Below are 26,775 nucleotides of genomic sequence, written 5' to 3'. Positions count from 1 at the left end.
AGACCTGCATGACCGACTTTTCTCAATCTTCATCCGGCATGCGCGGCCCGGGGATTTTCCTTGCGCAGTTCATGTCCGCCGAGGCCCCGTTCGATACCTTGGCCAACATCGCCCGATGGGCGGCCTCCCAGGGTTACAAAGGCATTCAGTTGCCGACGCTGGGGACGCAGTTCATCGACCTCGCACGCGCTGCCGAAAGCCAGAGCTACTGCGACGAATTGAAAGCCGTGTGTGCCGACGCGGGTGTCGAAATCAGCGAGCTGTCGACCCATCTGCAAGGGCAATTGGTGGCAGTGCATCCGGCGTTCGATACGCTGTTCGATGATTTCGCGCCACAGCATTTGCGTGGGCAGCCCGAGGCGCGCACTGCATGGGCCATCGACCAGTTGAAACTGGCCGCGCGCGCCAGTCAACGTCTGGGCTTGAAGGCTCACGCGACGTTTTCCGGTGCGTTGCTGTGGCCATACATGTACCCGTGGCCACAGCGTCCGGCCGGTTTGGTCGAGCAAGGTTTTGCCGAACTGGCCAAGCGCTGGCTGCCGATCCTCGACTGCTTCGAAGCCGCCGGGGTTGACCTGTGCTACGAAATCCACCCCGGCGAAGACCTGCATGACGGCGCTTCGTTCGAGCGTTTTCTCGAGGCGGTCGATCACCATCCCCGCGCCGCCATCCTCTACGACCCGAGCCATCTGTTGCTGCAGCAAATGGATTACCTGGGGTTCATCGACATCTACCACGAGCGCATCCGCATGTTCCACGTCAAGGACGCCGAGTTCCGCCCCGATGCCCGTTCGGGTGTCTATGGCGGTTACCAAGGCTGGGTCGAGCGGCCGGGGCGCTTCCGCTCGTTGGGCGACGGCCAGATCGATTTCAGATCGATCTTCAGCAAATTGACCCAATACGACTTCGACGGTTGGGCCGTGCTGGAGTGGGAATGCTGCCTGAAGGATTCCGCGCAGGGTGCCGCTGAAGGTGCAGCGTTCATCGAGCGACACATGATCACCAGGACGCGCAAAGCCTTCGACGACTTCGCCGGGGTGTCTGCTGATGAGCGTTTCAATCGGCGTTTGCTGGGGTTGCCCGACGCCTGATGCAGGTCCCTTGCTGGTAAAAAACAACAATAAGACGGTGACTGTTATGACGTTGATGACCGCGCGACTGAGCGCAATGATGTTCCTGCAGTTCTTTATCTGGGGTGGTTGGTTCGTCACCCTCGGTACATTCCTTGCCAGCAATCTGGGCGCCAGTGGCGGGCAGATCGGCATGGCGTTTTCGACCCAGTCCTGGGGCGCGATCATCGCGCCTTTTGTGATCGGCCTGATTGCCGACCGGTTCTTCAATGCCGAGCGCATCCTCGCGGTGTTGCACCTGGTCGGCGCGGTATTGCTCTATCAGCTGTATCAAGCGCCTGACTTCAGCACGTTCTACCCGTTTGTGCTGGCCTACATGATGATTTACATGCCGACCCTGGCGCTGGTGAACTCGGTGGCTTTCCGCCAGATGAGCGACCCGGCCCTGGAGTTTTCGCGCATTCGCGTGTGGGGCACGATCGGCTGGATCGTCGCCGGTGTGGTGATCAGTTTTGTGTTCGCCTGGGACTCGCAAGCGGCGATTTCGTCTGGCGGATTGCGCAATACGTTTCTGATGTCGGCCATCGCTTCGCTGCTGTTGGGGCTCTACAGCTTCACCTTGCCGCGTACCGCGCCATTGCAGCCAGAAGCGGGGCGTGTCGGCCTCAAGCAAATGCTCGGGCTGGACGCGCTGGGTTTGCTCAAGGATCGCAGCTACCTGGTATTTTTCATCGCCTCGATCCTGATCTGCATTCCACTGGCGTTTTACTACCAGAACGCCAACCCGTTCCTGGCGGAAATCGGCGTGACCAATCCCACGGCGAAAATGGCCATCGGGCAAGTCTCCGAAGTGTTGTTCATGCTGCTTCTGCCGCTGTTCATCCATCGCTTCGGGATCAAGCTCGCGCTGTTGGTGGGCATGCTGGCGTGGGCCTTGCGCTATCTGCTGTTTGCCTACGGCAATAACGGCGACCTGGCCTTCATGCTGTTCACCGGCATCGCTTTGCACGGCATCTGTTACGACTTCTTCTTCGTTTCGGGCCAGATCTACACCGACGCCAAGGCCTCGGAACGTTTCAGGAGTTCGGCCCAAGGCTTGATTACGTTGGCGACTTACGGTCTGGGCATGCTGATCGGTTTCTGGGTGGCGGGGCAGGTGACCGATCACTACGCCACGACAGCGGGCGGCCATGACTGGAAGCACATCTGGTTGTTCCCGGCAGGTTTTGCATTGGTGATCTTTTTCTTCTTCTCCCTGGCGTTCAAAGGCCGGGAGGCTGTGGAGGTGCAAACTTCGGTTTGATGATCACCTGCCAGCGCACATTCGCCGTCCGCCTGCGCGCGGGCGGTGTCGGCAACGAATTCGCCAGCGGTCTCTCCCGCTCAGCGGCCATGACTGAAAAGCACAAGACTTGCAGCTGAAAAGCCGGATAATGGCCGCCATTCGTTTAGCTCGTATTCTGGTAATCCCGCATGGAAATCAAGGTCAACTTTCTCGACAACCTTCGACTTGAAGCCAAGTTCGATGACTTCACCGTGGTTGCCGACCAACCCATCCGCTACAAGGGCGATGGTTCGGCACCGGGTCCATTCGATTACTTCCTGGCTTCGTCGGCGTTGTGTGCGGCTTACTTTGTGAAGTTGTACTGCCAGACCCGCAACATTCCCACCGACAATATCCGCCTGTCCCAGAACAATATTGTCGACCCGGAAAACCGCTACAACCAGATCTTCAAGATTCAGGTCGAGTTGCCGGCCGACATCTCCGACAAGGACCGTCAGGGCATTTTGCGCTCCATCGACCGCTGCACGGTGAAGAAGGTGGTGCAAGCCGGGCCTGAGTTCGTGATTGAAGAAGTGGAGAACCTGGACGCCGATGCCCAGGCGTTGTTGATGCCTGCTTCCATGTCGGAGGCGGGCACCTACATCGTCGGCAAGGACCTGCCGCTGGAGCAAACCATCGCCAACATGTCGGGCATTCTGGCCGGCCTTGGCATGAAGATTGAAATCGCTTCGTGGCGCAATATCGTGCCCAATGTGTGGTCGTTGCATATCCGCGATGCGCACTCGCCGATGTGTTTTACCAACGGCAAGGGCGCGACCAAGGAAGGCGCGTTGGCGTCGGCGTTGGGCGAATTCATCGAACGCTTGAACTGCAATTTCTTCTACAACGACCAGTTCTGGGGAGAAGAACTCGCCAACGCGGCGTTTGTGCATTACCCGGACGAGCGCTGGTTCCAGCCTGGCCCTAAAGATGAACTGCCGAGCGAGATTCTCGACGACTATTGCCTGAAGATCTACAACCGCGATGGCGAGTTGCGTGGTTCGCACCTGTACGACACCAACTCGGGCAATGAAGAACGTGGCATCGTTTCGCTGCCGTTTGTACGTCAGTCGGACGGCGAAGTGGTGTATTTCCCGTCCAACCTGATCGAAAACCTGTACCTGAGCAACGGCATGAGTGCCGGCAACACCTTGGCCGAGGCGCAGGTGCAGTGCCTGTCGGAAATCTTCGAGCGCGCGGTCAAGCGCGAAATCATCGAAGGCGAGTTTGCCCTGCCGGACGTGCCTGCCGAGGTGCTGGCGAAGTACCCGGGGATCCTCGCTGGCATTCAGGCGCTGGAAGAGCAGGGCTTCCCGGTGCTGGTCAAGGATGCGTCACTGGGTGGCGAATTCCCGGTGATGTGCGTCACCTTGATGAACCCGCGCACCGGCGGCGTGTTCGCTTCGTTCGGCGCGCACCCGAGCCTGGAAGTAGCGCTGGAACGCAGCCTGACGGAACTGCTGCAGGGCCGCAGCTTCGAAGGCCTGAACGATTTGCCCCAGCCGACGTTTGAAGGCCATGCGGTGACTGAGCCGAACAACTTTGTCGAGCACTTCATCGATTCCAGCGGTGTGGTGTCGTGGCGTTTCTTTAGTGCCCAGTCGGACTACGAATTTGTGGAGTGGGACTTCTCGGGCCAGGGTGAAAACTCCAATGCCGAGGAGGCCGCAACACTGTTCGGCATTCTCGAAAACATGGGCAAGCAAGCGTATATGGCGGTGTATGAGCACATCGGTGCAACTGCCTGCCGCATTCTGGTACCGGACTACTCGGAAATTTATCCGCTCGACGATCTGATTTGGGACAACACCAACAAAGCCCTGTTCTTCCGTGCCGACATTCTGAACCTGCACAGCCTCGACAAGGCCGGCCTGAAATCACTGGTCAAGCGACTGGAAGACAGCGAGCTGGATGACTACACCGATATCACCACGCTGATCGGTATCGAATTCGACGACAACACCGCCTGGGGCCAGTTGACGATTCTGGAGTTGAAACTGCTGATTTATCTCGCTCTGCAGAAATACGAAGAAGCGAAAGAAGCGGTGGAAATGTTCCTGCAATACAACGACAACACGGTCGAGCGCGGCTTGTTCTACCAGGCCGTGAACGTGGTGCTGGAGATGAAGCTGGACGAAGACCTGGAACTGGAAGACTACGAAGCCAACTTCCGCCGCATGTTCGGCAACGAGCGGATGGACGCGGCCATCGGTTCGGTAGAGAGCACCGTGCGCTTCTATGGCTTGACGCCGACGAGCATGAAACTCGAAGGCCTCGACCGGCACCAGCGGCTGATCGACAGCTATAAAAAACTGCACGCGGCGCGGGCCAATATGACGGCTTTGTCCAACTGACAGGTCTGCTGCACCAATCCGTGTAGGAGCCAGCCTGCTGGCGATGGGCCTGAAGACAGCGCGTTCATTCAGGCAGAGCGCGTCATCGTTGACGACCATCGCGGGCAAGCCCGCTCCCACAGGGGATCTACTGTGGTCGAAAATCCCGATCACACCGGGATCCACTGTGGGAGCTGGCTTGCCAGCGATGGTGCCGGCACATTCAGCACTTCTATGACTGATACCCTGCTTTCGTCGGAACGCCGCCAGGAGCGAGCCCGCTCTCACAAGGCTTGGGAGCCGAGCACAAAATCTTCCGCCAGCCCCAAAACCTGTAGGAGCATGGCTTGCCCGCGATGGCTGCCTGGCTGCCAGCCCATCTCTGCCAAATGTTCCCAAATCCTCGCGATCTTCCAGACGAGGCGCGTCATCGTTGATGCCCATCGCGAGCAGGCTCGCTCCTACAGCAGCATCGGCTTTTTACATTCAGCCCTCGCTTGCTGAAAACATTCGCGCCAGCTGTCGCTGTTCGAACACCTCACTGACGAAGTCGATGAACACTCTTGTCTTGGCTGGCATCAGGGCGCGAGTGGCGAAGTACATCGAAATGGTTCCCGCGTCGGCGTACCAATCCGGTAGCAGTCGCACCAGGTCGCCGCGCTCGATCCAGCTCAGCACATCCGGGACTGCGAGGAAGCAGACGCCCAACCCCAGCAATGCGGCCTCGCGCATCGCCGCCGGGTCGTTGACGACAATGGTCTCCTTGAGACGGGCGGTCATTTCTGCGCCTTGCTTGTCGCGCAGGGTCCAATGCCTGACACGACCGGTGCGGCCGGAGCGCATTACGATTCCATTCAAGTCTTCGAGTGCGCCTGGATGGGGGGGTGAGGTTTTTCCACGCATGTATTGCGGTGATGCAACCGCGATGACATGAGCCGCAGAAAGTCGGCGCGAGATGACGCCTTGAGCCAGTTCAAAGCCTGCACCAATGGCCACGTCAAACCCCTCGGCGATCAGGTCTACCTGCCTGTTCTCGAAATGCCATTCCGGGCGAACCAACGGATACCGGGCCAAAAACTCTGGTAGCAGTGGCAGAACGTGGCTGATGCCAAAGGTGGGGGGCATGCTCACTTTCAACAGCCCGGCGGGCTCACCGTGGTCCGCGGCAATCGAGCTGATGGCGTTTTGCAACGCGTCCAGGTTGCCGCCAATGCTTGTCAGAAAATGCTCTCCGGCTTCGGTCAACGTCAGCTTGCGTGTCGAACGATGAAACAATCTCACGCCGATGTTTCGCTCGAGCATCGCCACATTGCGACTGACGGCGGCGGGGGTCAGCGCGAGTTGGCGCGCGGTAGCGGAGAAGCTGCCGGACTCTGCACTACGGACGAAACATTCGAGATTGGCCAGGGTTTCCATGGGTCACCTGATACTAATACTTGAAAATGATGCTAATCATTGCACGCTAATCAATTCATTTTCAGCAAGCCATGATGATTTCACCCTAACTCAAGAGTGAAATGTTCATGACAACTCAAACACTCCCGCTTGCTGGAAAAGTCGCCTTGGTGACCGGTGGTTCCCGTTCGATTGGTGCTGCGATTGCCAAGCGTCTTGCCGCTGACGGCGCACGGGTTGCGCTAACCTACAGCGCCTCGCCTGACAAGGCTGAAGAAGTCGTAAAGGCCATTAACGCTGACGGTGGACGCGCCATTGCCATTTCCGCTGATGCCGGCAAGCCCGCTGCCGTGCGCGCAGCCGTTGCGCAAACCGTAGAAGCATTGGGTGGTATCGACATTCTGGTGAACAACGCCGGCCTTGCGCTCGGTGGTCCGATCGAGGACATCGAGTTTGAAACCTACCAGCGCATGATCGCCGTCAATGTCACTGGCGTTTTTATCGCCACTCAGGAAGCAGTTCGCTACATGAAAGACGGCGGCCGGATTATCCACATCGGCTCTTCCATGACCCGTTATGCCGCGTTCCCTACGGCGTCCCTCTACACCCTGACCAAAGGCGCCATCACCGGTTTCAATCGCAGCCTGGTGCGTGACCTGGGACCTAAAGGCATCACGGTCAACACCGTTCACCCCGGCCCGACCGATACCGACATGAACCCGGATGGCGGCCCGGTGAGCGACATCGTGAAACCTGGTATCGCGGTGGGCCGTTACGGTCAGTCCCACGAAATTGCCAGTGTTGTCGCGTTCCTCGCAGGGCCTGAAGCCTCCTTCGTCACTGGCGCAGACATCGTCGCGGACGGTGGTTTCACGGCCTGATCCAGCTCTTCATTGAACAGCCGCAATCCAGTCGTGCGCAGGATCTGCGGCTGCTTTTGTAAGGGAAATCTTTACCCGGGTTGGAGATTTCCCCCCTTCGGATGCTGTTCGTCTTAATACCGCTGCGGTGATGACTGACTTACCTTGCACAGACAAGAGGCGTGTCGTCGCAGCGGACCTTTCCATGAGTCCGCCTGGCGTTTTACCCATAACAACAAGAGGCCTGGCAATGCTCGATTCAAACGTCCCGTACATCTCCCCTCCAAACCGCCGGTATGTGACAGGCATCTGCCGGTAACTGCTTCTGGCGACTTTTAGTTTGACACTGCTCCTATAAATACAGTGCCCCGAGCACATACAGATGTGGAGATGTTAGATGCATCAGGTAAAGCAATCTTGCCGCGGGCTCGGTATGGCCGGCGTGCTGGGGATGATCTGTGCGCCGTTGGCGGCACAGGCCGATGTCATTGATGACAGTCATTTCAAAGTAGATACCCGTAACTTCTACTTGCACCGTAACTACACCAATCACAATGCCGCGGATTCCGAAGTGCACAGTTGGTCGCAGGGCTTCGATGCGCAATTCACTTCCGGTTACACCGACACGGCGCTGGCCATCGGCCTCGATGTGGATGCGCAATACGCCCTGCGCCTGGATTCGTCTGGCAACGACGGTTCGCTGCCCTACAGTGTGAGCGACCAGCAGACGGCCGATGACTACAGTCGCGCCGGTGCAACCTTGAAAATGCGCTACAGCAAGACCGAGTTGAAGGTGGGGGATCTTCGCCCGCAATTGCCGGTGGCGTTCGATGACCCCAGTCGGCAGTTGGACACCATCTATCAAGGGGCCGTGGTTGAGTCCAGGGAAATCGACAAGTTGACGCTGACCGGAGGCCGTTTCTGGTCTGCGGTGACACGTGAGTCATCCAACCACGAGAAACTGTACAAGTACGGCTCCACCGATAACCTCGACAGTGACGGCCTGGATTTCGGCGGCGCCACTTACGACATCAGCAAAAACCTGCAAGCCAGTTACTTCTATGGCGTGTTGCACGATATTTATCAGCAACACTATTTCGGCCTGATGCATATGGCTGATCTGGGCAACGGCTACAAACTGAAAACCGATTTGCGCTACTTCAATAACAATGAAGATGGCAGTGCGCTGAACGGTGAAATCGACAACCGTTCCTATGGTGCACTGTTCAGTTTGCTCAAGGGCGCGCACATGTTTGGCGTCAGTTACCAGCGCATGCTCGGTGACAGCGTGTTCCCGACGATGAACGGCTATATCCCGCAACCCTACCTCGTGCACTGGTCATCTCTGGGCTTTGTGCGCCCGGACGAAAAGTCCTGGTCGGCGCGCTACAGCTATGACTTTGCCGGAATGGGCATGCCGGGCTTGAAGTTCTTCACTCGCTACACCAAGGGCACCAACTGGGACCGTGGTGGCAACCTCAGCGACAACGAAGAAAGCGAGCGTTTCCTGGGACTCAACTATGTGGTGCAGAGCGGCGCGCTGCAAGGCTTGGCACTGGATTTGCGTAACATCGATGTGAAGCAGAAGTACGGTTACGACTACAACGAATTCCGAGTCGCCACGACCTACACCTGGAAGTTCTGGTAAACCCGGTTCACCCAGTGATTGTCCCCATAACAATAAGAGGCCTGACCATGAGCGAACCCCTCATCCTTTACATCTGCCCCGCAACTTCCCAGTCGCTGCGCCGTGCAGCGTCACCCGGTGCGCTGCGCGCATGAGCGGATTCCAAAAGGAGCAAACACTAGTGAATATCCAGGTCGATAACGCGGTCCTGCAGCAGAAGAAGACTTACCTTTACGAGTGGTACGTGGTCGGCTTGTGCATGATCGCCTACATCTTTTCATTTGTGGATCGGCAGATCCTGGCGTTGATGATCGAACCGATCAAAGCCGATCTGCAAATCAGCGACACCCAGTTCAGCTTGCTGCACGGGTTGGCGTTTTCATTGTTCTACGCGTTCATGGGCATGCCCATTGCTTATCTGGCTGACCGCTTCTCGCGGCCGAAAATCATCGCCATTGGCGTGGTGTTCTGGAGCCTGGCGACGGCCGCCTGCGGCCTGAGCAAGAATTTTCTACACATGTTTCTCGCGCGTATCGGCGTGGGTGTCGGCGAAGCTGCGCTATCGCCTTCGGCATACTCGATGTTCAGCGACATGTTCCCCAAGGAGAAGCTCGGCCGCGCAGTGGGTATCTACTCGATCGGCTCGTTCGTTGGTGGCGGCCTGGCCTTCCTGGTCGGCGGCTATGTGATCGCGATGCTCAAGGACATGAACACCATCGAAGTGGCCTTTCTCGGCGCGATGAAAGCCTGGCAGTTGGCGTTCTTCATTGTCGGTCTGCCCGGCATCCTGGTCGGCCTGCTGATCTGGCTCACCGTGCGCGACCCGGCGCGCAAAGGCCTGCAGGTCGATGCGCAGGGGCGGGCAAAGAAGGTCGCGCTGAGCGATGGCTTGCGTTTCCTCGGGCGCCACCGTGCAACGTTCACCTGCCATTACCTGGGCTTTTCGTTCTACGCCATGGTGCTGTTCTGCATGATGAGCTGGAGCCCGGCGTTGTACATCCGCAAGTTCGGTCTGTCGCCCATGGAGGCGGGCTACATGCTCGGGACCGTGCTGTTGCTGGCCAACACCGCCGGCGTGCTGTTCGGCGGATGGCTCACCGACTATCTGGCCAAGAAGGGGCACCAGGACGCCGCCATGCGCACCGGCGTCATCGGCGCCCTCGGCATGGCGGTACCGGCCGTGCTGTTCCCGCAAGTCGATCAACTGTGGCTGTCGGTCGCGCTGTTGGTGCCGGCGATGTTTTTTGCCTCGTTCCCGATGCCGGCGTCCACGGCGGCCATGCAGATCCTCGCGCCGAATCAGGTGCGGGCACAGGTCTCGGCAGTTTTCCTGCTGATCAGCAATCTGTTGGGGTTGGGTTTGGGCACTACGCTGGTGGCTCTGTTGACCGACCGCTACTTCGGTTCGCCGGCGGCGGTGGGTTCGTCGATGTCCTTGGTGATCGCCGGCGCGTCGGCGTTGACCGTGCTTCTGCTGTGGCGTGGTTGCCGTCGATTCCGTGAAAGCTATGCCCGGGAATATCCGGCTCACGCGTGATCGGTCATAGTCCATGATCGGCGCCTCGGCCTCGCTCCTTTCGACGGGAGCGGGGCCTTGGCGCTCCAGGTCAGGAGGATCCTCGATGTTGAATGACGTACACCTGCTGGAACGGCACAGCCTGCTCAGCTCGGCCGATTACCGTGAGATCAAGGACAAGGTCAGCCACTACCTGTGCCCGCACAGTTTCAACGTGCTGCGTGACGCGCCGATCCAGACCCGGCTCAACGGCGTGTTCTTCGGTGATTCGGCACTGCTCGACTTGCGCTATGGCGCGCCGGTGGAAATCACCATCGGCGACATTGCCGATCAATACCTGTTTCGCATTACCTTGCAGGGCCATTGCGAAGTGGCCCACGGCCGGCGCAGCGCGGCGATGCAGTCGGGCTACCTGAGCGTGTCCTCGCCGTTCGCGCAAAGCCGCATCGTCACCGATGGGCAATGCCGCAACCTGATCCTGCGCATCGACCGGGATGCCCTGGAGACCCAACTGCAACGCTTGCTCGGCCGCAGCCTGCGGCAGTCGGTGATCTTCGATGTCAGCGTCGACCCGCTGGGCGCCGGCGTCGTCAGTCTCTACCACACGCTGGATTACATCTGCCGGCTCTACGGCGATGGCGTGGACGGTTCGCGCCTCGCCAGCGGGCTGTCCGAATACCTGATGCAATTGCTGCTGACACAGTTACCGCACAACTACTCCGCGGACCTTTTGCTCGACCAGCGTGCGCCGCTGCCGCATCACGTGAAGAAGGCCCGGGACTACATCGAGGCGCACCTCGATGCACCGATCAGCCTGGCCACCCTGAGCGAGCTGTGTGGCGTTTCGGTGCGCACCTTGCAGAACGGCTTCAAGCAGTTTCTGCAGCAAGCGCCGGTGGAGTACATCCGTGACCGGCGCCTGGCGGTGATCCATGAATCGCTGAAGCAGGGCCGGGACGGTGAAACCGTCACCGATATCCTGTTGCGCCACGGCATCAACAGTTTCGGGCACTTTTCCACGGCCTATCGGCATCGCTACGGCTGCTTGCCGTCGGACACCCTGCGGCGACGCAAGCATTGAGACTTCTGCGCAATCCGTAACGCGGCTGCGCAATCGGGTAAGTGCGCGGCAGCCCGGCTCGATAGCATCGAGTCACTTACAAGAGGAGTGACTCGATGAATATTACGGTGCTGGGTGGTGGACATGGCTGTTACGCCGCTGCTGTTGAAATGGCTGAAAAGGGACATCAAACCCGCCTGTGGCGTCGTGACAGCGCCGCGCTCAAGGATTTGCAGGGCATTGGCAGCCTGACCATCAAGGACTATCGGGGCACTCGACAGTTATCCGTCGGCAAGCAGGGCGACAAGCTGTCGTTGACCGACGACCTGGCCGAAGCCTTGGGCGATGCGCAACTGGTCATCATCCCGTTGCCGTCGACCTCCCACGAAGACCTCGCCAGACACGTGGCCCCGCACCTGCACGACGGTCAAGTGGTGTTCCTGCCGCCGGGCACGTTCGGCAGCTACGTGTTCGCCAAGGCCATGGCCGAAGCGGGCAACCAAAGCAAAGTCGCCTTCGCCGAAACCGGTACGCTGCCGTACCTGGTGCGCAAGCATGGCGCCAGTGACCTGGTGATCAGTGGCTACGCCACGCGCCTGCCGACCGGCGTGTTCCCCAGCAATCTGTCCGAGCACGCTTTCGCGGTATTGCGTGAGGCCTACCCGAGCGTGGAGCCGATCGAAGACGCCCTCAGCGGCGCGTTGATGAACGCAGGTCCCATCATCCACCCGCCGCTGATCATGATGAACGCCGGTCCTCTTGAGCACTTCGAAGCCTGGGACATTCACAACGAAGGCACCCAACCGTCGATTCGCCGCGTGACCAACCAGCTCGACGCCGAACGCATGGCCGTACGCGAAGCCCTGACTTATGGCGCGCCGCATTTCCCCTTGGCCGACCACTACAACACCCACCAAGGCGACGAGTGGATGTACGGTCGCGGCGCCCACGGCAAGCTGACCGACAGCGGCGACTGGCGCGAAGAAATCGACCTGCAGAAACATCGCTACATGCTCGAAGACACTCGCCTGGGCCTGTCTTTCCTGGTGTCCGTGGGGCGCTGGGCCGGTGTGCCGACCCCGGTGGCGCAGGGCTTGCTGAGCATTGCCTCGGTGGTTGCCGAGCGTGATCTCTACGCCGAGGGCCGCACCCTGGAAAATCTCGGTCTGGCCAAGCTTGACCGGGTGCAAATGACCGAACTGCTGACCAAGGGTTTTAACTGATGAACGCCCCGTTGCCGAACGTCAGCGTGGTCGGTGCCGGGCGGATGGGCGAGGGCATTGCCCTGGCGTTCATTCATGCGGGCCTGCCGGTCACCCTCATCGATATCAAGGATCGCGCCGAGGCAGAGCGTCACGATTACTTCGAGCGTGTACGCAACAATATCCGCGGGGAACTGCAAACACTGGTACGCCTGGGCGTGCTCCAACCGGAGCAGGCGGACATCGCGCTTTGCCGATTGACGTTGCAATGCCGGTCCGGGGCCGCAGCGACATTGCGCCTGTGCGACCTGGTGTTCGAAGCCGTGCCGGAAGTCATCGCGGTCAAGCAGCAGACCTTCGCCTGGGTCAGCGAGCATGTTCCGGCGTCGGCCATCATCGCGTCTACGACCTCGACCTTTCTGGTCACCGAGTTGAGCGAAATGGTCAGTCAGCCACAACGCTTTGTGAACGCGCACTGGTTGAACCCGGCCTACTTGATGCCGCTGGTGGAAGTCAGCCGCAGCGCAGCGACCTGCCCGCAGATGGTCGAACGCCTGCTGCAATTGCTCAAGCGCATTGGCAAGGTGCCCGTGGTGTGCAATCCGGTGGCCGGCTACATCGTGCCGCGCATTCAGGCACTGGCGATGAACGAAGCCGCGCGGATGGTGGAAGAGGGCGTGGCCAGTGCAGAGGATATCGACACCGCAGTGCGCGTCGGTTTCGGTTTGCGCTTCTCGGTACTCGGGCTGTTGGAGTTCATCGACTGGGGCGGCGGCGATATTCTCTACTATGCCTCGCGTTATCTGAGCGGGGCGCTGGCACCGCGTTTCGAGTCGCCACAGGTGATCGCCGACAACATGCAAAACGGCCGCAATGGTTTGCGCGATGGTCAGGGTTTCTATGATTACCGAGACCTCGACGTGGACGCCTACAAGCAACAGCGACTCGGCGATTTCGTTCGCAAGCTGGCGTTGTCGGGGCTGACGCCGGCATTCGACGGCGCCTTGAAGCAGGGTTGAACATCAGGGCCGGCAACCGGCCCTGACCGCTACGGTTTCTTCGGCGGGACGGTAAAATTCACCGTCGTGCTGGTCAGGATCTTGTGCGTCGGATCGGCGACTTCGAGCAGAACCTTGTGTGGCCCGGGCGTCAGTCCAACCAGAATGATCGGGTCTTCACTGGTGTGCGCCCATGTACCTTTCCAGTCGTCGACGGTCACGTGCAGATGACTCAGCCGAGGCGATACATCAGCCGCCGCTTTACCAAAGACCGGCATGATCCTGGCGTGCGCCGCTCGATACTGGATGATCACAACACCACGTGCGAGCGGCTCGGCAAGCGGGGGGTAGGCAATCAGTTCGGGTGCTGTTTCGGATTCCAGGGGCAGAATCGCCGGCGGCGGGTTGGTATCTGCTGGCGTTTGCGCGCACGCGGCTGTGCCAAAGAACCCGGCAAAAGCCAGGGCTATCAGGTTTTCTTGAGCGAGGAACATGGTGGTTACTCCCGCGAGATGTCTTCCAAATTAAAGTTGGCTTCCCCCAAAACTCCCCAGCTGACTGTCATCGATGGATAGTTTGACTTCGCTTTGCAACAACGCCAAGGCCCGGTCAAAGTCAAAGCGTTCAAGCTCATGCGCCACCCGGCTCAGGCGCTTGGCCAGTGCGACATCGAGCGCCAACCGACGGATCTCCTCGAGCGCTTCAAAGGCGGCGGTGTCGCTCTCAGCCAATAATTGCCCGAGCCGAGTGAGCTGCTGCTTGAGCTCCGTTGAGGGTTGAGGCGCCTGCTGCGCAATCGGTGGACTGGCTGCGCCAAGACGAGCAAGCGCGTTCAACACCGGCATCAAGCATTGTTGCACCTCAGCCAAATGGCTCTGCACGACACTACTCGTTTCGCCAGCCCGGCAGGCTTGCTCCAACTGCGCAGCGGTCTGCGCTAAAGCCTTGGCCCCAATGTTGCCGGCGCAACCGCGCAGGGTATGAGCCGCGCGCATGGCCGCGGCCGGATCGGTGTCGGCGAGGGCTGCCTGGAACTGCTCGACAAAGCTGATCTGGGCTGCATGGAATGTGCGCAACAGCCGCAGGTAAAGGGCGCGCTTGCCTGAACAGGCGGCTAATCCTGCGACCTGATCGATACCTTCAAGCTCAGCGGGCAACTGTTCGGATGTTTCGGGATCGTTCACCTCCTGCTCCCGGCCTCGACGACCGCGCCTTGGTTTGATCCAGCCGGCCAACGTGGCGAACATGGCCTCGACGTCCAATGGCTTGGTCAGGTGGTCATTCATGCCGCAGGCGAGGGCGCGTTCGCGGTCTCCGGTCATGGCGTCGGCGGTCATGGCGATGATCGGTAGTGCGGCCAGATGCGACTGCTGACGAATCCGGCGGGTCGCGGTATAGCCGTCCATTACCGGCATCTGGCAGTCCATCAGCACACCGTCGAAATCGCTGTCGCGTGCCAGCAGATCAAGTGCCTGTTGACCATCAAAAGCCAGTTCCAGCGTTATGCCGGCCTCTTGCAACAAGTCGCACGCCAGCTCCCGGTTCAGCTCATTGTCCTCCACCAACAGCAGCCGCGCGCCTTTCAAGCGTGCGATATTGTCAGCGCTCTGCTCGCTGCGTTCACTGGCGCGTGTGCCGGTTTGCGGCAGTTTGCCGAACACGCTGCCTATGGCTTCGAGCAAAGTGGAGGGAGTGACCGGTTTGGTCAGTACCACCGGCAGTTGCACATGCTCGCGCCTGGCCTGTTCAAGCAACTCCTCGCGGTCGAGTGCCGTGACCATGATGACTGACGGTGTACGCGCCAGATTGGCCGAACGCATCTGGCGGACCGTCTCGACGCCATCCATGCCCGGCATCCGCCAGTCCATCAGAACGACGTCGAAGGGCAACGAATTCTTCTCGGCCTGCGCCAGCATGCGCAGGGCCATGCGACCACTTTCGGCGACGTCCACTTCGACACCGAAGCTGTGCGCCATGCCCGAAAGAATCTCCCGGGCACTGGCGTTGTCATCGACCACCAACACGCGGATACCCAGCAATTCATCGGCGGTGAACATCCGTCGCGCAGGGGCATTTGCCTGTACGCCCAGACGTACGCAAAAGTGAAACGTCGAACCGCTGCCCAGTGCGCTTTCGACCCAGATACGTCCCTCCATCATTTCCACCAGACGCTTGGAAATCGCCAGGCCCAGGCCTGTGCCGCCGTACTTGCGCGTTGTAGAACTGTCGGCCTGCATGAACGACTGAAAAATTCGCTGGCATTGCTCTTCGCTCATGCCGATACCGGTGTCGCGCACCCAGAAGTGCAGTTCGACCTTGCCCTCGGCAGTTCCCAGGCGCTCGATGCCCAACACAATTTCACCCTGTTCAGTGAACTTCGTCGCGTTGTTGCCCAGGTTGGCCAGGATTTGGCCGAGGCGCAACGGGTCGCCAATCAGCGCGGTCGGCAAATCGGCGACCGTGCTGTAGAGCAGCTCCAGGCCTTTGTCCTCGGCCTTCAGGCCCACCACGTTGGTGAAGTTCTCCAGCACGTCTTCGAGGCGGAATGGAATGAGTTCCAGGTCCATCCTGCCAGCCTCGATCTTGGAGAAATCGAGGATGTCGTTGATGATTCCCAGCAGGCTTTCCGCCGAGCGATGCACCTTCACAATGTAGTTGCGTTGCCGGTTGTCCAGATTGGTGCGCAGCGCAAGATGACTCATGCCGATAATGGCGTTCATCGGTGTGCGGATCTCATGGCTCATGTTGGCGAGGAATTCACTCTTGGCCCGTGTCGCCTCTTCGGCGATTTCCCGGGCGTGCTGCACATGTGCCTCGGCGGCCTTGCGATCGGTGATGTCGTAATACCAACTGGCGCTGATGCGGCGCTCACCCAGCGTCAAAGGAACAGCCGAGAGCAAGACCTCGAAACGTTCTCCTCCATCGCGCTGCAGACTGGCCTCGAAGTTCAAAACCGCGCCCCTGGCGGCGGCGTCCAGGAAGCGCCCGCGTGCTTGCGCATCGCACCAGAACTGACTTTCATCCATTTCGCCCAATTGCTCGCGGTCGACGCCAAACAGGCCCTCCAGCTCCGGGTTGCAGTAACTCAGGCGCCCCTCATCGTCACGGATCAGCATGGCCACCGGGCTGCTGTCCAATACCGCACGCAACTGCGTTTCGCTGGACTTGAGCGCCGCTTGCATTTGCCGACGCTCGCTGACATCGCGAACCGAAGCGCATATGCACGTGCCACGACCTTCCAGCAGCGGCAAGTGCGACAGGCCGATCTCTACGGAAAACAGGTTGCCGTCCTTGCGAAGGCCCTTGAGATCCTCCAGCTTGGCGCCCATCTGCCGGGTGCTGCCATGGGCAATGAAGCCATCGCGCAAACTCACATGCCGCCCGCGTGCGGCTTCAGGCACCAGGCGCTCGATGGACTCGCCCACCAACTCGCCCGGGGCATAACCGAACAGCGTGTCCAATTGCGGATTGGTCATCAGGATTGCGCCTTCGGCATTGATGACGATCATGCCGTCCGGCGCGGCCTCGAGGATCGCCCGATACCAGGCCTTTGTGGCACGCAAGGCGCTCTGTTGCTTTTCCAGTTCCTGCGATTGCAGCTCCAGGCGCAAGGCCTGCTCACCCATTTCATCAGCCTGGCGACGAGTTTCGATCAACAAGGATTGCACCGCCAGATTGCGTTCCATCACCGCCATGGCACCGGCGAGGCGCGGCATTGCCTCCTGTAATAACGCCTGTTCACGAGGCCCCAGCGGTTGATGACCCGCCAGTTCGAGCACGCCGAGCAAACGTTCACCGCGTAATACCGGCTGAACCAGCAGATAGCTGGCCGGCACTTCACCCAACTGCGAATGCAAGCGTCCCAGCGACTGGCCAAGTCCCTGCAATTCACGCGGCGCCCGATCCAGCGCGCATTGCCCCAACAGGCCGGCTCCCATCATCACCGTCGGCGCCGGCGGGTAATCAGGATCGGTCGCGTAGCTGCCAATCAGTTGCAGGCTTTCATCCTGCTCTTGCACGCTATAGAGCACGCCCCGGCATACACCCAACATGCTCGCCATATGCCGCAAAAAGACCTGTGTCAGCTCCCGTGGCGTTTCCGCTTGCGGCAAATCGGCCTGCAGCTGCTCGGTTTGCGCCTTGACCCAGCGTTGGCGCTCCAATTGTTGCGACTCGGTTTGCAGCGTCGCGATGGCACGCGCCAGATCCCCCGTTTCATTTTGCAGATCGGTGTGGGGGATCGTCCCATCCAGATGGCCGGCGGTCAGTTCGTCTACGGCGGCGCGAACCTGGTAGAGGGGCAGGCGAATCGAGCGGCTGATCAACCAACCCATCAACCACGCCAGTGCCAGGCCACCGAACAGCAACACATAAGTGAGCCGGGTACTGCGTCCGGCGGATTCGGCGATCTGTTTGGCCGTGTCATGAATGGAGGCCTGTTTGACGCTCGCCACTTGTTTGAGCAAGTCGTCTGCGCGCTCATCCAGGCTTTGGAACACGACACTATTGATCAGCCGAGTGGCTTGCACTTGATCCCCGGCACTCGCCAGTTCCAGTGCGGTCTCACCGTCGTGCAGTAAACGCTTCAGCAAAATCTCGAATGTGGCGAACCGCTCCTGGTTCTCCTGGCGCCAGAGGGTCGGTTGGATTTGCAGCAGCGCTTCTTGCAGATGTTGCCGAGACTCGCGAAATTGCGTGACGCCCTTGCTACGAACAACTTCATTGCCGCCATCGACGGCATGCTGCAATCCCTGTACGAGATGCGGCATCAGCACTCTCGCTTCCTGCAGCGGTTCGATGCCCGCCAACTCTTGCCGGTACAGCCTCTGCATATCGGCTTTCAACAAGTCTTGGGCACGCAGGCTTTGCACGCCGAGTATCAGAACCAGCGCCCCTAATGTCCCGAAGCCGAGGATCAATTTGATGCGAAGCGGCAGACGTTCCAGCAGCGCGAGCACTCTGGTCATGGCAATTCCCGTTAATGAAAAACCGACGTGTTCACCGCTCAGGGCTTTTGCGAAAGGCGTTGCAGGTCGGCCAGCCTGGTCATGTCCTGATCGCTGTCCGTAAACCGCTCGGCAATGGCATGGAATTGCTCGGCATTGGCAAGGAAGGCATCGCACACGTCAGGATCGAAGTGGCTCGCGCGCCCCTGACGAATGATCTCCACGGCCTGTTCGTGCGGCATTCCGGCCTTGTACACACGACGACTGATCAACGCGTCATAAACGTCCGCCACCGCCATCAACCGGGCACTGACTGGAATTTCTTCGCCGACCAATCCCTGCGGATAGCCGCTGCCGTCCCACTTTTCCTGGTGGCTGTAGGCGATTTCCTTGGCCACGCGCAGAAAGTCCACTGAAAGCCCCAACTGGTCCTCGGCACGCTGAATAGCGTCGCGGCCCAGGGTGGTGTGGGTCTTCATGATTTCAAATTCATCCGCAGTGAACCGCCCCGGTTTGAGCAGGATGTGATCAGGAATGCCGATCTTGCCGATATCGTGCAGCGGCGCCGACCTGAACAACTGGCGGATGCTGTCATCGTTGAGCACTGGATTGAAACGCGGATGATCGCGCAGCAATTCAGCCAGCAGCCTGACGTAGTGTTGGGTGCGGCGGATATGGTTGCCCGTCTCGTTGTCGCGGGTTTCGGCCAGCGAAGCCATGGCGTGGATAGTGACATCCTGAATGGCCACCACCTCGCGAGTGCGGCGCTGGACCTCCTGTTCGAGGAATTCATTCTGGTCGCGAAGGAAGTCAGCCGCAGCCTTGATCTTCAGTTGGGTCTGCACCCGAGCCAGGACCAATGGTGGACTGATGGGCTTGGTGATGTAGTCAACCGCGCCCAACTCCAGGCCGTGGATTTCGTTTTCCAATGACGCCAGTGCCGTGAGGAAAATGATCGGGATGTCGCGGGTGCGTGCGTCTTGCTGCAGCTTGCGTGCGACCTCATGACCGGACAGCCCCGGCATCATGATGTCGAGCAGGATCAGGTCCGGCAGTGGATTGTTTTGCAGTATGCGCAACGCCGTTTCGCCGCTGTTGGCGGCCTTGACCCGATATTTGTCCTTGAGCAGATCGGCCATCAACATCAAGTTGTCTGGCGTGTCATCGACCACCAGAACGGTGGTCGCAGGATAAACATCCTGTTCAATACCCATGTCTTTTGGCTCCGCTGCCCTTTGAAGGATTGCCCAAAGTCCTTCCATTGCAGTCAAGCGTAGCTCTATTCATCGCGTTTGCTGCTGGAGTAACCGTTGTACTTGAGTTGTCCGTTACGAATGCTGGAACAGATGAGCATTGCTGTCGATGATGGTCTGGATGATTTCCACTGAACCATTAATGGCGAATTGCGCGCCCATGCACACCAGAAGAAAACCCATCAGCCGTGATATGGCATCAATGCCTGACTGTCCCATGATTTTCATGATGATTCCCGAACCCCGCAGGCATACCCAAAGAATGAGTGCGGTGAACAGAAAAATCAGCGGTGGGGCGACCACCAAGACCCAGGCAGGAAACAAGGTACTGTTTTTGATCGTGGCGGCGGAGCTGATGATCATCGCAATGGTGCCAGGCCCGGCGGTACTCGGCATGGCCAGCGGGATGAAGGCAAAGTTCGGTTGTTCCTGTGGGCCGTTGCTCAAGGAAGAGGGGGCAACAGTCGGCGGAAACAACATCTTCAAGCCCATGATGATAAGAATTCCGCCACCGGCCATACGCAAGCCCGGGATGGAGATGTTAAACGCATCCATCACAAACGCGCCTACGTAGTAGGTCACTGCCATGATCAGAAAAACATAGAACGACGTCAGAAAAGCCTGGGTGTTTTTTTCCTTGTGACTCAACCCTTTACTCAAGGCGAGAAACAGCGCAACTGTCGTAGGCGGGTTCGTCAGTGGCAGCAGTGCCAATAACCCAAGGCCGATTGCGTTGAACAGATCTGTCATATCGAACTCAAGTCCTGTTGTTCGGGGCCACGTTATCGGCAAACGCAATCAGCGTGAGGTTTTGACCGTCATGACTTCGGTATAGATGGCATCGATTGTCTGCCCCACCTGAAGCTTCTTCATTCTTTCCTGAAGCTTCGGATCTTCGACTTTCAGGACAGTCGCTTCGCCCTCTGGCGGAAGCAAGGTCACCTCATGCTGTTTCAAGTCAATGCGGGTGATCTTGGACGTGACCTTGACCTCGCGAACCGCTTCACCGCCGGGATTGGGATTGTCCTTTGTGGCGCGGATAGTCATCGATTCCTTGCTAACGCCGGGTGTGCCGCCCACATCGGTATCGAGCACATACGCCACCGAGCGAACCACATGGATGTCGACCGTGTCGCCGACTTTCAGATTGTGCAGGTTCTTGGCCTGGTCTGTGAGTTGGATGGGCACCGGACTCTTGTCACGTCCTTCGATGGTGACCTGGTGGTTTGCGGGATCAACGGCCAGTACACGGGAAACAATATGGCCTTGCATGGAATTGCTGCCCAACGGTATGTCGTCGGCATGGGTTGTCAGGCAAAGCGTCGAGAAGAGGGAGGCGAGGGCAATGGCGCAGGAAAGGGAGCGGGTTGATTTCATGGGCTGCTTTTCCGTGGAAATTGGAAAGGGCGAATCCGTGCGCAACAAGTTGGTCACTCGGTTACACGTCGATGCCTCTAGTTAAGCGGCCATTCCTGGCTTTAGCCAACATCTGGGCTGAGTAAGCGCCGAGATGGCACGTCCCGTCACTGGCAGTGAGTTCAACATTGACGGCGGACTGCTGGTCCGGTCGGCCGTGACACCATTGGTTGTGGAAGACACTTCGAAGGCCACAGAACAGGAAAGCCTGCCGCGTTCTGGGGGGAACTTCATCTAGCCAAAGGGGGGAGGTCCCACGCACACCAGCCTCCGCAGCCTGCTTTTTGGGACGGTTGCAATTAAAAGCACAGAATTGTCTGAATTCTCATATTGACATATCGATAAATCTCGATATCCTCGGGTTTATGGAATTGATCGAAATATTCAAAGCCCTCTCAAACCCTACGCGTCTTGAAATCTTGAAAGGTTTGAAAGATCCCGTAAAGAACTTCCCTCCACAGGATGAAGGTGACGTTCTCACGGTCGGAGTGTGCGTCAGCAGTATTCAAGAAGGCATCGGACTGTCGCAGTCAACGGTGTCCGGTTACCTTGCCACGTTGCAGCGTGTGGGCCTGGTCGAAGTCAGGCGAATAGGTCAGTGGACCTATTACAAACGAAATGAAGCAACCATCAATGCGCTTGCCGAGATCATAGGGAAAGATCTGTAATTTTTTTACCGTAGCATATCGAGATATCTCGATATCCCATTTTGTCGATACGAGGATTCATTATGAAAGCGATGATACTTAAAGCATTTGGCGGTCCTGAAGCGTTTGAACTCTGCGAGGTGCCCAAGCCTGTGCCGCGCGCGGGGCAAGTCCTGGTGCGGGTACACGCAACCTCCATCAATCCGTTGGATTACCAGGTTCGACGTGGCGACTATCCCGACCTGGTGCAACTGCCGGCCATTACCGGGCACGACGTATCTGGCGTTGTCGAAGACGTTGGGCCGGGCGTGACGACCTTCGTTCCAGGAGACGAAGTCTGGTACACCCCGCAGATATTTGATGGGCCAGGAAGCTATGCCGAGTACCACGTCGCTGCCGAAAGCATTGTCGCGAAGAAGCCACCCACGCTGAGCCATCTTGAGGCCGCAAGCCTGACCTTGGTTGGCGGGACGGTGTGGGAAGCGCTGGTCGTGCGTGCGGCGCTCAGAGTCGGTGAAAGCATTCTTGTACACGGCGGCGCCGGAGGCGTTGGTCATATCGCGATCCAGCTGGCGAAAGCCATGGGAGCAAGAGTGTTCACAACCGTACGCGCAGCAAACGCTGAGTTCGCCCGCAGCTTGGGTGCCGATGTGATCATCGACTACGAAAATGAAGATTATGTTGACGCCGTCATGCGGGAAACAGGCGGCCACGGCGTTGATGTTGTTTTCGACACCATCGGCGGCAACACATTGTCCCGCAGCCCCGACGTGCTCGCTCAACTTGGCCGTGTCGTCTCGATCGTGGACATAGCACAGCCACAAAATCTCGTTCAGGCGTGGGGCAAGAATGCGAGTTATCACTTCGTTTTTACCCGGCAAAACCGCGGCAAGCTGGATGAGTTGAGCGCATTGATTGCGCGCGGCCAGCTGCGGCCACACGTTGGCGCTGTCTATTCGCTTGCGGACATTGCGCTCGCCCATGCTCGGCTGGAAAGTCCGAACAACGGTATTCGAGGAAAAATTGCGATTGCAGTCGAGCCATCGCTTATCGCGTAAACGCATGTTTTTTAATCGTTCAAGTCAATTGAGAGGAACACCATGATCTATGAGATCGCTCTGCTCCCCGTTCACAAGGAACGCATTGAAATGTTCCGACGTGCATTTGCCGAGGTCGCACCTTTGCTCCGCCGCGCCAAAGGTTACGGCGGCCACTTGCTCGCGCAGGGAATCGAAAGCCCTGAGCGGTTCAACCTGATCGTGAGATGGCAATCACTTGAAGATCACACGCCGGGCTTCGAAGCGAGCGAAGACCATCGGCTGTTCATGATGGGCTTGGAGGAATATTTTTCGGCAGAACCGACGGTCTACCACATTGAGGGGGCAGCCTTTATGACTGACGAACATGATGGTTTAGACCATTCCGTTGGCATGGCTGCTGCCAGCGCATCAAGAGGTTTGTGGCCTTGAAGCCAGTTTCGTTTTCTCAAACTGCTTAGCGGTAATGCTGTTCACTTAAGGACGAACACCCGTGGCGAGGGAGCTTGTCGGATCGCCGCACCGTCCCGCCGGGGCGCGAAGCGGCCCTAAAAGGGACTGCTGCGCAGCCCAGCGGGAGCGAGCTCCCTCGCCACAGGATGCTAATGTTCGCTTAAGTGAACGGCATTACGACCCTCGGCGGGGGCAATTGATGATAAGGGCTTAGTGAGCCATCACCTCGTCCAGCGCCTGCTCAAGGGTGCTGACCGTGCGCTCGATATTGTGCAGCTTTTCGAGGCCGAACAGACCGATGCGGAAGGTCTGGAAGTCGGCCGGCTCGTCGCATTGCAACGGCACGCCGGCGGCAATCTGCAGACCGTGGGCGGCAAATTTCTTGCCGCTCTTGATGTCGGCATCATCGGTGTAACTCACCACGACACCAGGGGCCTGAAAACCGGCTGCGGCCACGCTCTTGATGCCTTTGCCAGTCAACATGGCGCGCACCCGATCACCCAGCGCCTGTTGTTCGTCGCGGACCTTGTCGAATCCGTAGGCTTGCATCTCTTTCATCACTTCGTTGAACCGCGCCAGGGAATCGCTGGGCATGGTTGCATGGTAGGCATGTCCGCCTTGTTCGTAGGCCTGCATGATCTGCAGCCACTTTTTCAGGTCGCAGGCGAAGCTGCTGCTCTGCGTCTGCTCGATGCGCTCGAGAGCCAGAGAACTGAGCATCACCAGCGCGCAGCAAGGGGAGGCGCTCCAGCCTTTCTGCGGAGCGCTGATCAGCAAGTCGACTGCGCATTTGTGCATATCCACCCAAATCGTGCCTGAGGCGATGCAGTCGAGCACCAACAGGCCACCTACCGCATGCACGGCGTCGCCAACGGCGCGAATGTATTCGTCGGGCAGGATAATCCCGGATGAGGTTTCAACGTGGGGGGCGAAGACCACCTGTGGCTTCTGCGCCGCGATGGCCGCCAGCACTTCGTCCAGAGGGGGCGGGGCGTAGGCTGCCTGGCGACCCGTCTCGACCGGTCGGGCTTTAAGCACCGTGGTGGCCGCCGGAATGTTGCCCATCTCGAGGATCTGGCTCCAGCGATAACTGAACCAACCGTTGCGTATCACCAGGCATGGCTGGCCGCTGGCAAACTGTCGCGCCACCGCTTCCATGCCGAATGTGCCGCTACCCGGGACCACCGCAACCGCCTCGGCGTTGTAGACCTGTTTCAGGGTCGTGGAGATGTTCTTCATCACGCCTTGAAACGACTGCGACATGTGATTGAGCGAGCGGTCGGTGTAGACCACTGAGTACTCGACCAGCCCTTCGGGATCGATACTGGGATATAGCTTTGACATGGAGTGACTCCTTTGGCAGAGATATCAGTGGTATCGACCCTGCCCTAAGCCTTGGCAAATGACAAGATTGCTCGGGATCCAATGGCGACTTCTGTCGGGCGGTTGGCAATATCAGGTTGATTACAGGATCTGGCAGTGCTCGCAGGTGGCTGCTGGTCGGAGGAGGGTGGGCATTGAAGATTCCTGCCCCCCTTCGTTCGGTCGATAACGACTCGTTACTTATAGTGCAGCTATAGGTACCTGTTTGCTGATGGCCACTGCAAATTCTTCGGCAGTTGGGCTTTCCGGCCACTGCGCTACGCCTTCCGGCAGCGAAATCCACGGCTGCTTACGCTTGACCCAAATGTGCGCCAAGGGCGTCAAACGGTCTGCGCCGTGGAGTACGCCGGCACGCAGGACACGCATGCCCGGGGCGGCGTCAGTCTCATTGAACAGGCGGGTGAAACACGTACTGCAGGCGTACTGCGTAGAGGTATGTCCTTGTGCAGTATGGATGTACGTCGTGGTGCTTCCCGAGATCTCAATAGCCTGAGCGGCACAGAGCATATGCAAGGCAAAAGCACTGCCGCTCCAGCGCTGGCAGTCAAGGCAATGGCATGCGTACAACGGTGCAAGTGCTTCAATCTGCAGTTGAAGATGGACTTGTCCGCATCGGCATTGACCAGTGAAACCCATGGTATTGCTCCTTATACTGCTGCGTTACGAAAGAGACGTGCATCATCCACGTTCCTCAAACCCGGCAGAAGACAATAAACGGAGCAACCGTTGGTACGAAATAGATGAGCGGCCTTGAATGGGAAAGTCAGCGAGTGTTCCTGGCAGTGTTGCGCAGTGGCAGCCTGTCAGGCGCCTCCAGATTGCTGGGCATTGCGCAGGCAACGGCTCGTCGACGCCTGGAAAGCCTTGAAACGGGTCTGGGGGTGAAGCTGTTCACCCGAACCTGCGCTGGCCTGGTGCCTACTGCATCGGCACGTGGGCTTGTTCACCATGTCGAATCCATGGCGATGGCTGCCGAGGCGTTCAATCGCATGGCCAGTGCTGAAACGGACGTATCGTGCGGCACTGTCAGGCTCACCAGCAGCGCCTTTTTGGGCGTTGAGGTACTCCCCGGATTACTGCGCGAGTTTCATTACAAGCACTCAACGTTGAAGCTTGAAATCAGCATCAACGATTCGCTGGAGAACATTGCCCGTCAGGAGTCAGACATCGCTGTGCGGCTCGTGCGGCCCAGAGAAGCCGAAGTCGTCGTGCGACGTGCAGGGGCTCTGCGAGTCGGCCTCTACGCAAGTGCCCAATGCCTTGAACGCTATGGCGAACCTGCAAGTCTCGAGGCCCTGCGTCGTGCGCCGCTGATTGGCCCCGACCGACGCTCCACCGACAGGCGTCGGCTGATCGAGGCGGGACTGTGTGAGGACCAGCCATTTTCTATTGCCACCGATAACCACCTGGCTCAACTCGCTGCGCTGAGAAACGGCCTTGGGTTTGGCTTATGTCCAGCCACCGTCGCAGCGACCTATGGACTGATCCGGGTTTTGCCTGACAGCTTCGGCTTCGACGTTGATGTTTGGATTGCCATGCACAATGACCTGCGCAACGTCGGGCGCATTGCCAAAACATTTGAAGCCCTGAGTGAGGCGCTGTCGCTTTACCTGGACGAAAGCGCTTAGCCGAGAACGGCCAGGAGATGCCATTCGAAGCGGGCGGCTTTCGGCCAAAACCGGTCACTCACAAAATAGACTCTCTCGGTGGACCACCTCACAGTGTTGCGCATCGTAGCGGCGATCCGGCTTACTATCGAACGCAGAAAGACAAACGAGGACATATCGATTGAACGCCGTAAGCGAATATGAAGATTGGCTAGTAAATGATCTGGCTCGCTCCGAAAAGGACGAATGGTGTTTGACAAATGCCAGAGAGGAGATCGTGACGAGGCTGAAACCGGACGAAGCTTATGCTGCACTCGTAAGCGCGCTTGAGCTCACGGTAAAGCAAGACAGTCCATTCTACTTTGCGAACTGTTGCTGGTTTGTCCTTGCTCTGGCTCGCAAAGCTGACACAACGCAGTTCCCTTCAGACGCATTTTCAATTATCCCCGCTCTCGAATCCAAAGCCAGGCTGCTGTGTGAACAGCATGCACTCGAAGGAGTGTTCACGTGGTTTCGTATTAACCCTTGGACAGCCTATTGAAGTTGAAACCATAGGACGTAATACGTCATGCTTTCCAAGCAAAAAAAAACACATCTGGCTTTGCTTGTTTTTTCTTTTCCCAAAGGGCCGCTTTGGGTCGATTAGCG

Annotated in this window: 21 protein-coding genes; 13 read left to right on the top strand and 8 right to left on the bottom strand. The window is 58.6% G+C overall.

Translation table 11 applies throughout. From position 1 onward, the window contains the following. The first annotated feature begins 8 nt into the window (after positions 1 to 8). The 3 genes from D8U73_RS12005 to D8U73_RS11995 all read left to right on the top strand — a co-directional run bounded on the left by D8U73_RS12005 (position 9) and on the right by D8U73_RS11995 (position 4,748). Positions 9 to 1,091 carry a sugar phosphate isomerase/epimerase family protein gene (locus D8U73_RS12005; RefSeq protein ID WP_241668511.1) on the top strand — a complete coding sequence of 361 codons (1,083 nt, stop codon included), beginning with the start codon at positions 9 to 11 and terminating at the stop codon, positions 1,089 to 1,091. Between the two features lie 46 nt (positions 1,092 to 1,137). Beyond that, the gene (locus D8U73_RS12000) at positions 1,138 to 2,373 is read left to right on the top strand and encodes a nucleoside permease (protein WP_130904569.1); all 1,236 of its coding nucleotides are present in this window, start codon (positions 1,138 to 1,140) and stop codon (positions 2,371 to 2,373) included. Between the two features lie 170 nt (positions 2,374 to 2,543). Then, complete coding sequence (locus D8U73_RS11995) at positions 2,544 to 4,748, top strand: OsmC domain/YcaO domain-containing protein (protein WP_056856645.1); 2,205 nt, start codon at positions 2,544 to 2,546, stop codon at positions 4,746 to 4,748. A 465-nt stretch (positions 4,749 to 5,213) separates the two neighbouring features. Here the strand turns inward: D8U73_RS11995 and D8U73_RS11985 are convergent, their stop codons facing one another. Continuing rightward, on the bottom strand, positions 5,214 to 6,143 hold the full coding sequence (locus D8U73_RS11985) for a LysR family transcriptional regulator (RefSeq protein WP_130904568.1): 930 nt from the start codon (positions 6,141 to 6,143) through the stop codon (positions 5,214 to 5,216). A gap of 107 nt (positions 6,144 to 6,250) precedes the next feature. Between D8U73_RS11985 and D8U73_RS11980 the strand changes: the two genes are divergently transcribed. The 6 genes from D8U73_RS11980 to D8U73_RS11955 all read left to right on the top strand — a co-directional run bounded on the left by D8U73_RS11980 (position 6,251) and on the right by D8U73_RS11955 (position 13,406). Continuing rightward, positions 6,251 to 7,003, top strand: coding sequence for a 3-oxoacyl-ACP reductase family protein (locus tag D8U73_RS11980; protein ID WP_130904567.1), 753 nt, complete (start codon positions 6,251 to 6,253; stop codon positions 7,001 to 7,003). A gap of 376 nt (positions 7,004 to 7,379) precedes the next feature. Beyond that, positions 7,380 to 8,630, top strand: coding sequence for an OprD family outer membrane porin (locus D8U73_RS11975; RefSeq protein ID WP_130904566.1), 1,251 nt, complete (start codon positions 7,380 to 7,382; stop codon positions 8,628 to 8,630). A gap of 160 nt (positions 8,631 to 8,790) precedes the next feature. Beyond that, entirely contained in the window at positions 8,791 to 10,146 is a 1,356-nt protein-coding gene (locus D8U73_RS11970) for an MFS transporter (RefSeq protein WP_056856641.1), read from the top strand. 85 nt (positions 10,147 to 10,231) lie between these two features. Then, on the top strand, positions 10,232 to 11,206 hold the full coding sequence (locus D8U73_RS11965) for an AraC family transcriptional regulator (protein WP_130904565.1): 975 nt from the start codon (positions 10,232 to 10,234) through the stop codon (positions 11,204 to 11,206). Positions 11,207 to 11,301: 95 nt separating this feature from the next. Further along, on the top strand, positions 11,302 to 12,408 hold the full coding sequence (locus D8U73_RS11960; RefSeq protein ID WP_130904564.1) for an NAD/NADP-dependent octopine/nopaline dehydrogenase family protein: 1,107 nt from the start codon (positions 11,302 to 11,304) through the stop codon (positions 12,406 to 12,408). Further along, the gene (locus D8U73_RS11955) at positions 12,408 to 13,406 is read left to right on the top strand and encodes a 3-hydroxybutyryl-CoA dehydrogenase (RefSeq protein ID WP_130904563.1); all 999 of its coding nucleotides are present in this window, start codon (positions 12,408 to 12,410) and stop codon (positions 13,404 to 13,406) included. Before D8U73_RS11960 ends, D8U73_RS11955 begins: the two co-directional genes overlap by 1 nt. Positions 13,407 to 13,435: 29 nt before the next feature. Here D8U73_RS11955 and D8U73_RS11950 read toward each other — a convergent pair whose 3' ends face one another. From D8U73_RS11950 to D8U73_RS11930, 5 genes are all read right to left on the bottom strand, one after another. Next, positions 13,436 to 13,879 (bottom strand): DUF6130 family protein, encoded by a 444-nt coding sequence (locus D8U73_RS11950; protein ID WP_130904562.1) that lies wholly within the window; start codon positions 13,877 to 13,879, stop codon positions 13,436 to 13,438. Between the two features lie 30 nt (positions 13,880 to 13,909). Then, on the bottom strand, positions 13,910 to 18,352 hold the full coding sequence (locus D8U73_RS11945; protein WP_130904561.1) for a response regulator: 4,443 nt from the start codon (positions 18,350 to 18,352) through the stop codon (positions 13,910 to 13,912). Between the two features lie 38 nt (positions 18,353 to 18,390). Beyond that, the gene (locus tag D8U73_RS11940; RefSeq protein ID WP_056856635.1) at positions 18,391 to 19,545 is read right to left on the bottom strand and encodes a two-component system response regulator; all 1,155 of its coding nucleotides are present in this window, start codon (positions 19,543 to 19,545) and stop codon (positions 18,391 to 18,393) included. 114 nt (positions 19,546 to 19,659) lie between these two features. After that, complete coding sequence (locus D8U73_RS11935; protein WP_056856634.1) at positions 19,660 to 20,334, bottom strand: MarC family NAAT transporter; 675 nt, start codon at positions 20,332 to 20,334, stop codon at positions 19,660 to 19,662. A 48-nt stretch (positions 20,335 to 20,382) separates the two neighbouring features. After that, positions 20,383 to 20,961, bottom strand: a complete 579-nt coding sequence (locus D8U73_RS11930) for a hypothetical protein (RefSeq protein WP_130904560.1) — start codon at positions 20,959 to 20,961, stop codon at positions 20,383 to 20,385. Positions 20,962 to 21,365: 404 nt separating this feature from the next. Between D8U73_RS11930 and D8U73_RS11925 the strand changes: the two genes are divergently transcribed. The 3 genes from D8U73_RS11925 to D8U73_RS11915 all read left to right on the top strand — a co-directional run bounded on the left by D8U73_RS11925 (position 21,366) and on the right by D8U73_RS11915 (position 23,116). Beyond that, on the top strand, positions 21,366 to 21,668 hold the full coding sequence (locus D8U73_RS11925; protein WP_056856632.1) for a metalloregulator ArsR/SmtB family transcription factor: 303 nt from the start codon (positions 21,366 to 21,368) through the stop codon (positions 21,666 to 21,668). A gap of 62 nt (positions 21,669 to 21,730) precedes the next feature. Then, entirely contained in the window at positions 21,731 to 22,705 is a 975-nt protein-coding gene (locus tag D8U73_RS11920; protein ID WP_130904559.1) for a zinc-dependent alcohol dehydrogenase family protein, read from the top strand. 42 nt (positions 22,706 to 22,747) lie between these two features. Next, positions 22,748 to 23,116 carry an antibiotic biosynthesis monooxygenase gene (locus D8U73_RS11915; protein WP_130904558.1) on the top strand — a complete coding sequence of 123 codons (369 nt, stop codon included), beginning with the start codon at positions 22,748 to 22,750 and terminating at the stop codon, positions 23,114 to 23,116. A gap of 231 nt (positions 23,117 to 23,347) precedes the next feature. On the opposite strand, the gene D8U73_RS11910 is transcribed toward D8U73_RS11915, so the two are convergent. Then, positions 23,348 to 24,481: an aminotransferase class V-fold PLP-dependent enzyme gene (locus D8U73_RS11910; protein ID WP_130904557.1), complete on the bottom strand. Its 1,134-nt coding sequence runs from the start codon at positions 24,479 to 24,481 to the stop codon at positions 23,348 to 23,350. A 219-nt stretch (positions 24,482 to 24,700) separates the two neighbouring features. Beyond that, positions 24,701 to 25,156: a GFA family protein gene (locus tag D8U73_RS11905; RefSeq protein WP_130904556.1), complete on the bottom strand. Its 456-nt coding sequence runs from the start codon at positions 25,154 to 25,156 to the stop codon at positions 24,701 to 24,703. A 104-nt stretch (positions 25,157 to 25,260) separates the two neighbouring features. Between D8U73_RS11905 and D8U73_RS11900 the strand changes: the two genes are divergently transcribed. Then, entirely contained in the window at positions 25,261 to 26,148 is an 888-nt protein-coding gene (locus tag D8U73_RS11900) for a LysR family transcriptional regulator (protein ID WP_130904555.1), read from the top strand. Positions 26,149 to 26,775 lie beyond the last annotated feature (627 nt).

The organism is Pseudomonas sp. Sample_22 (assembly GCF_004307635.1).
Lineage (GTDB): Bacteria > Pseudomonadota > Gammaproteobacteria > Pseudomonadales > Pseudomonadaceae > Aquipseudomonas.
Note: the sequence above shows the minus strand (reverse complement) of the source record. Positions and strands in the feature narration are given on the sequence as shown.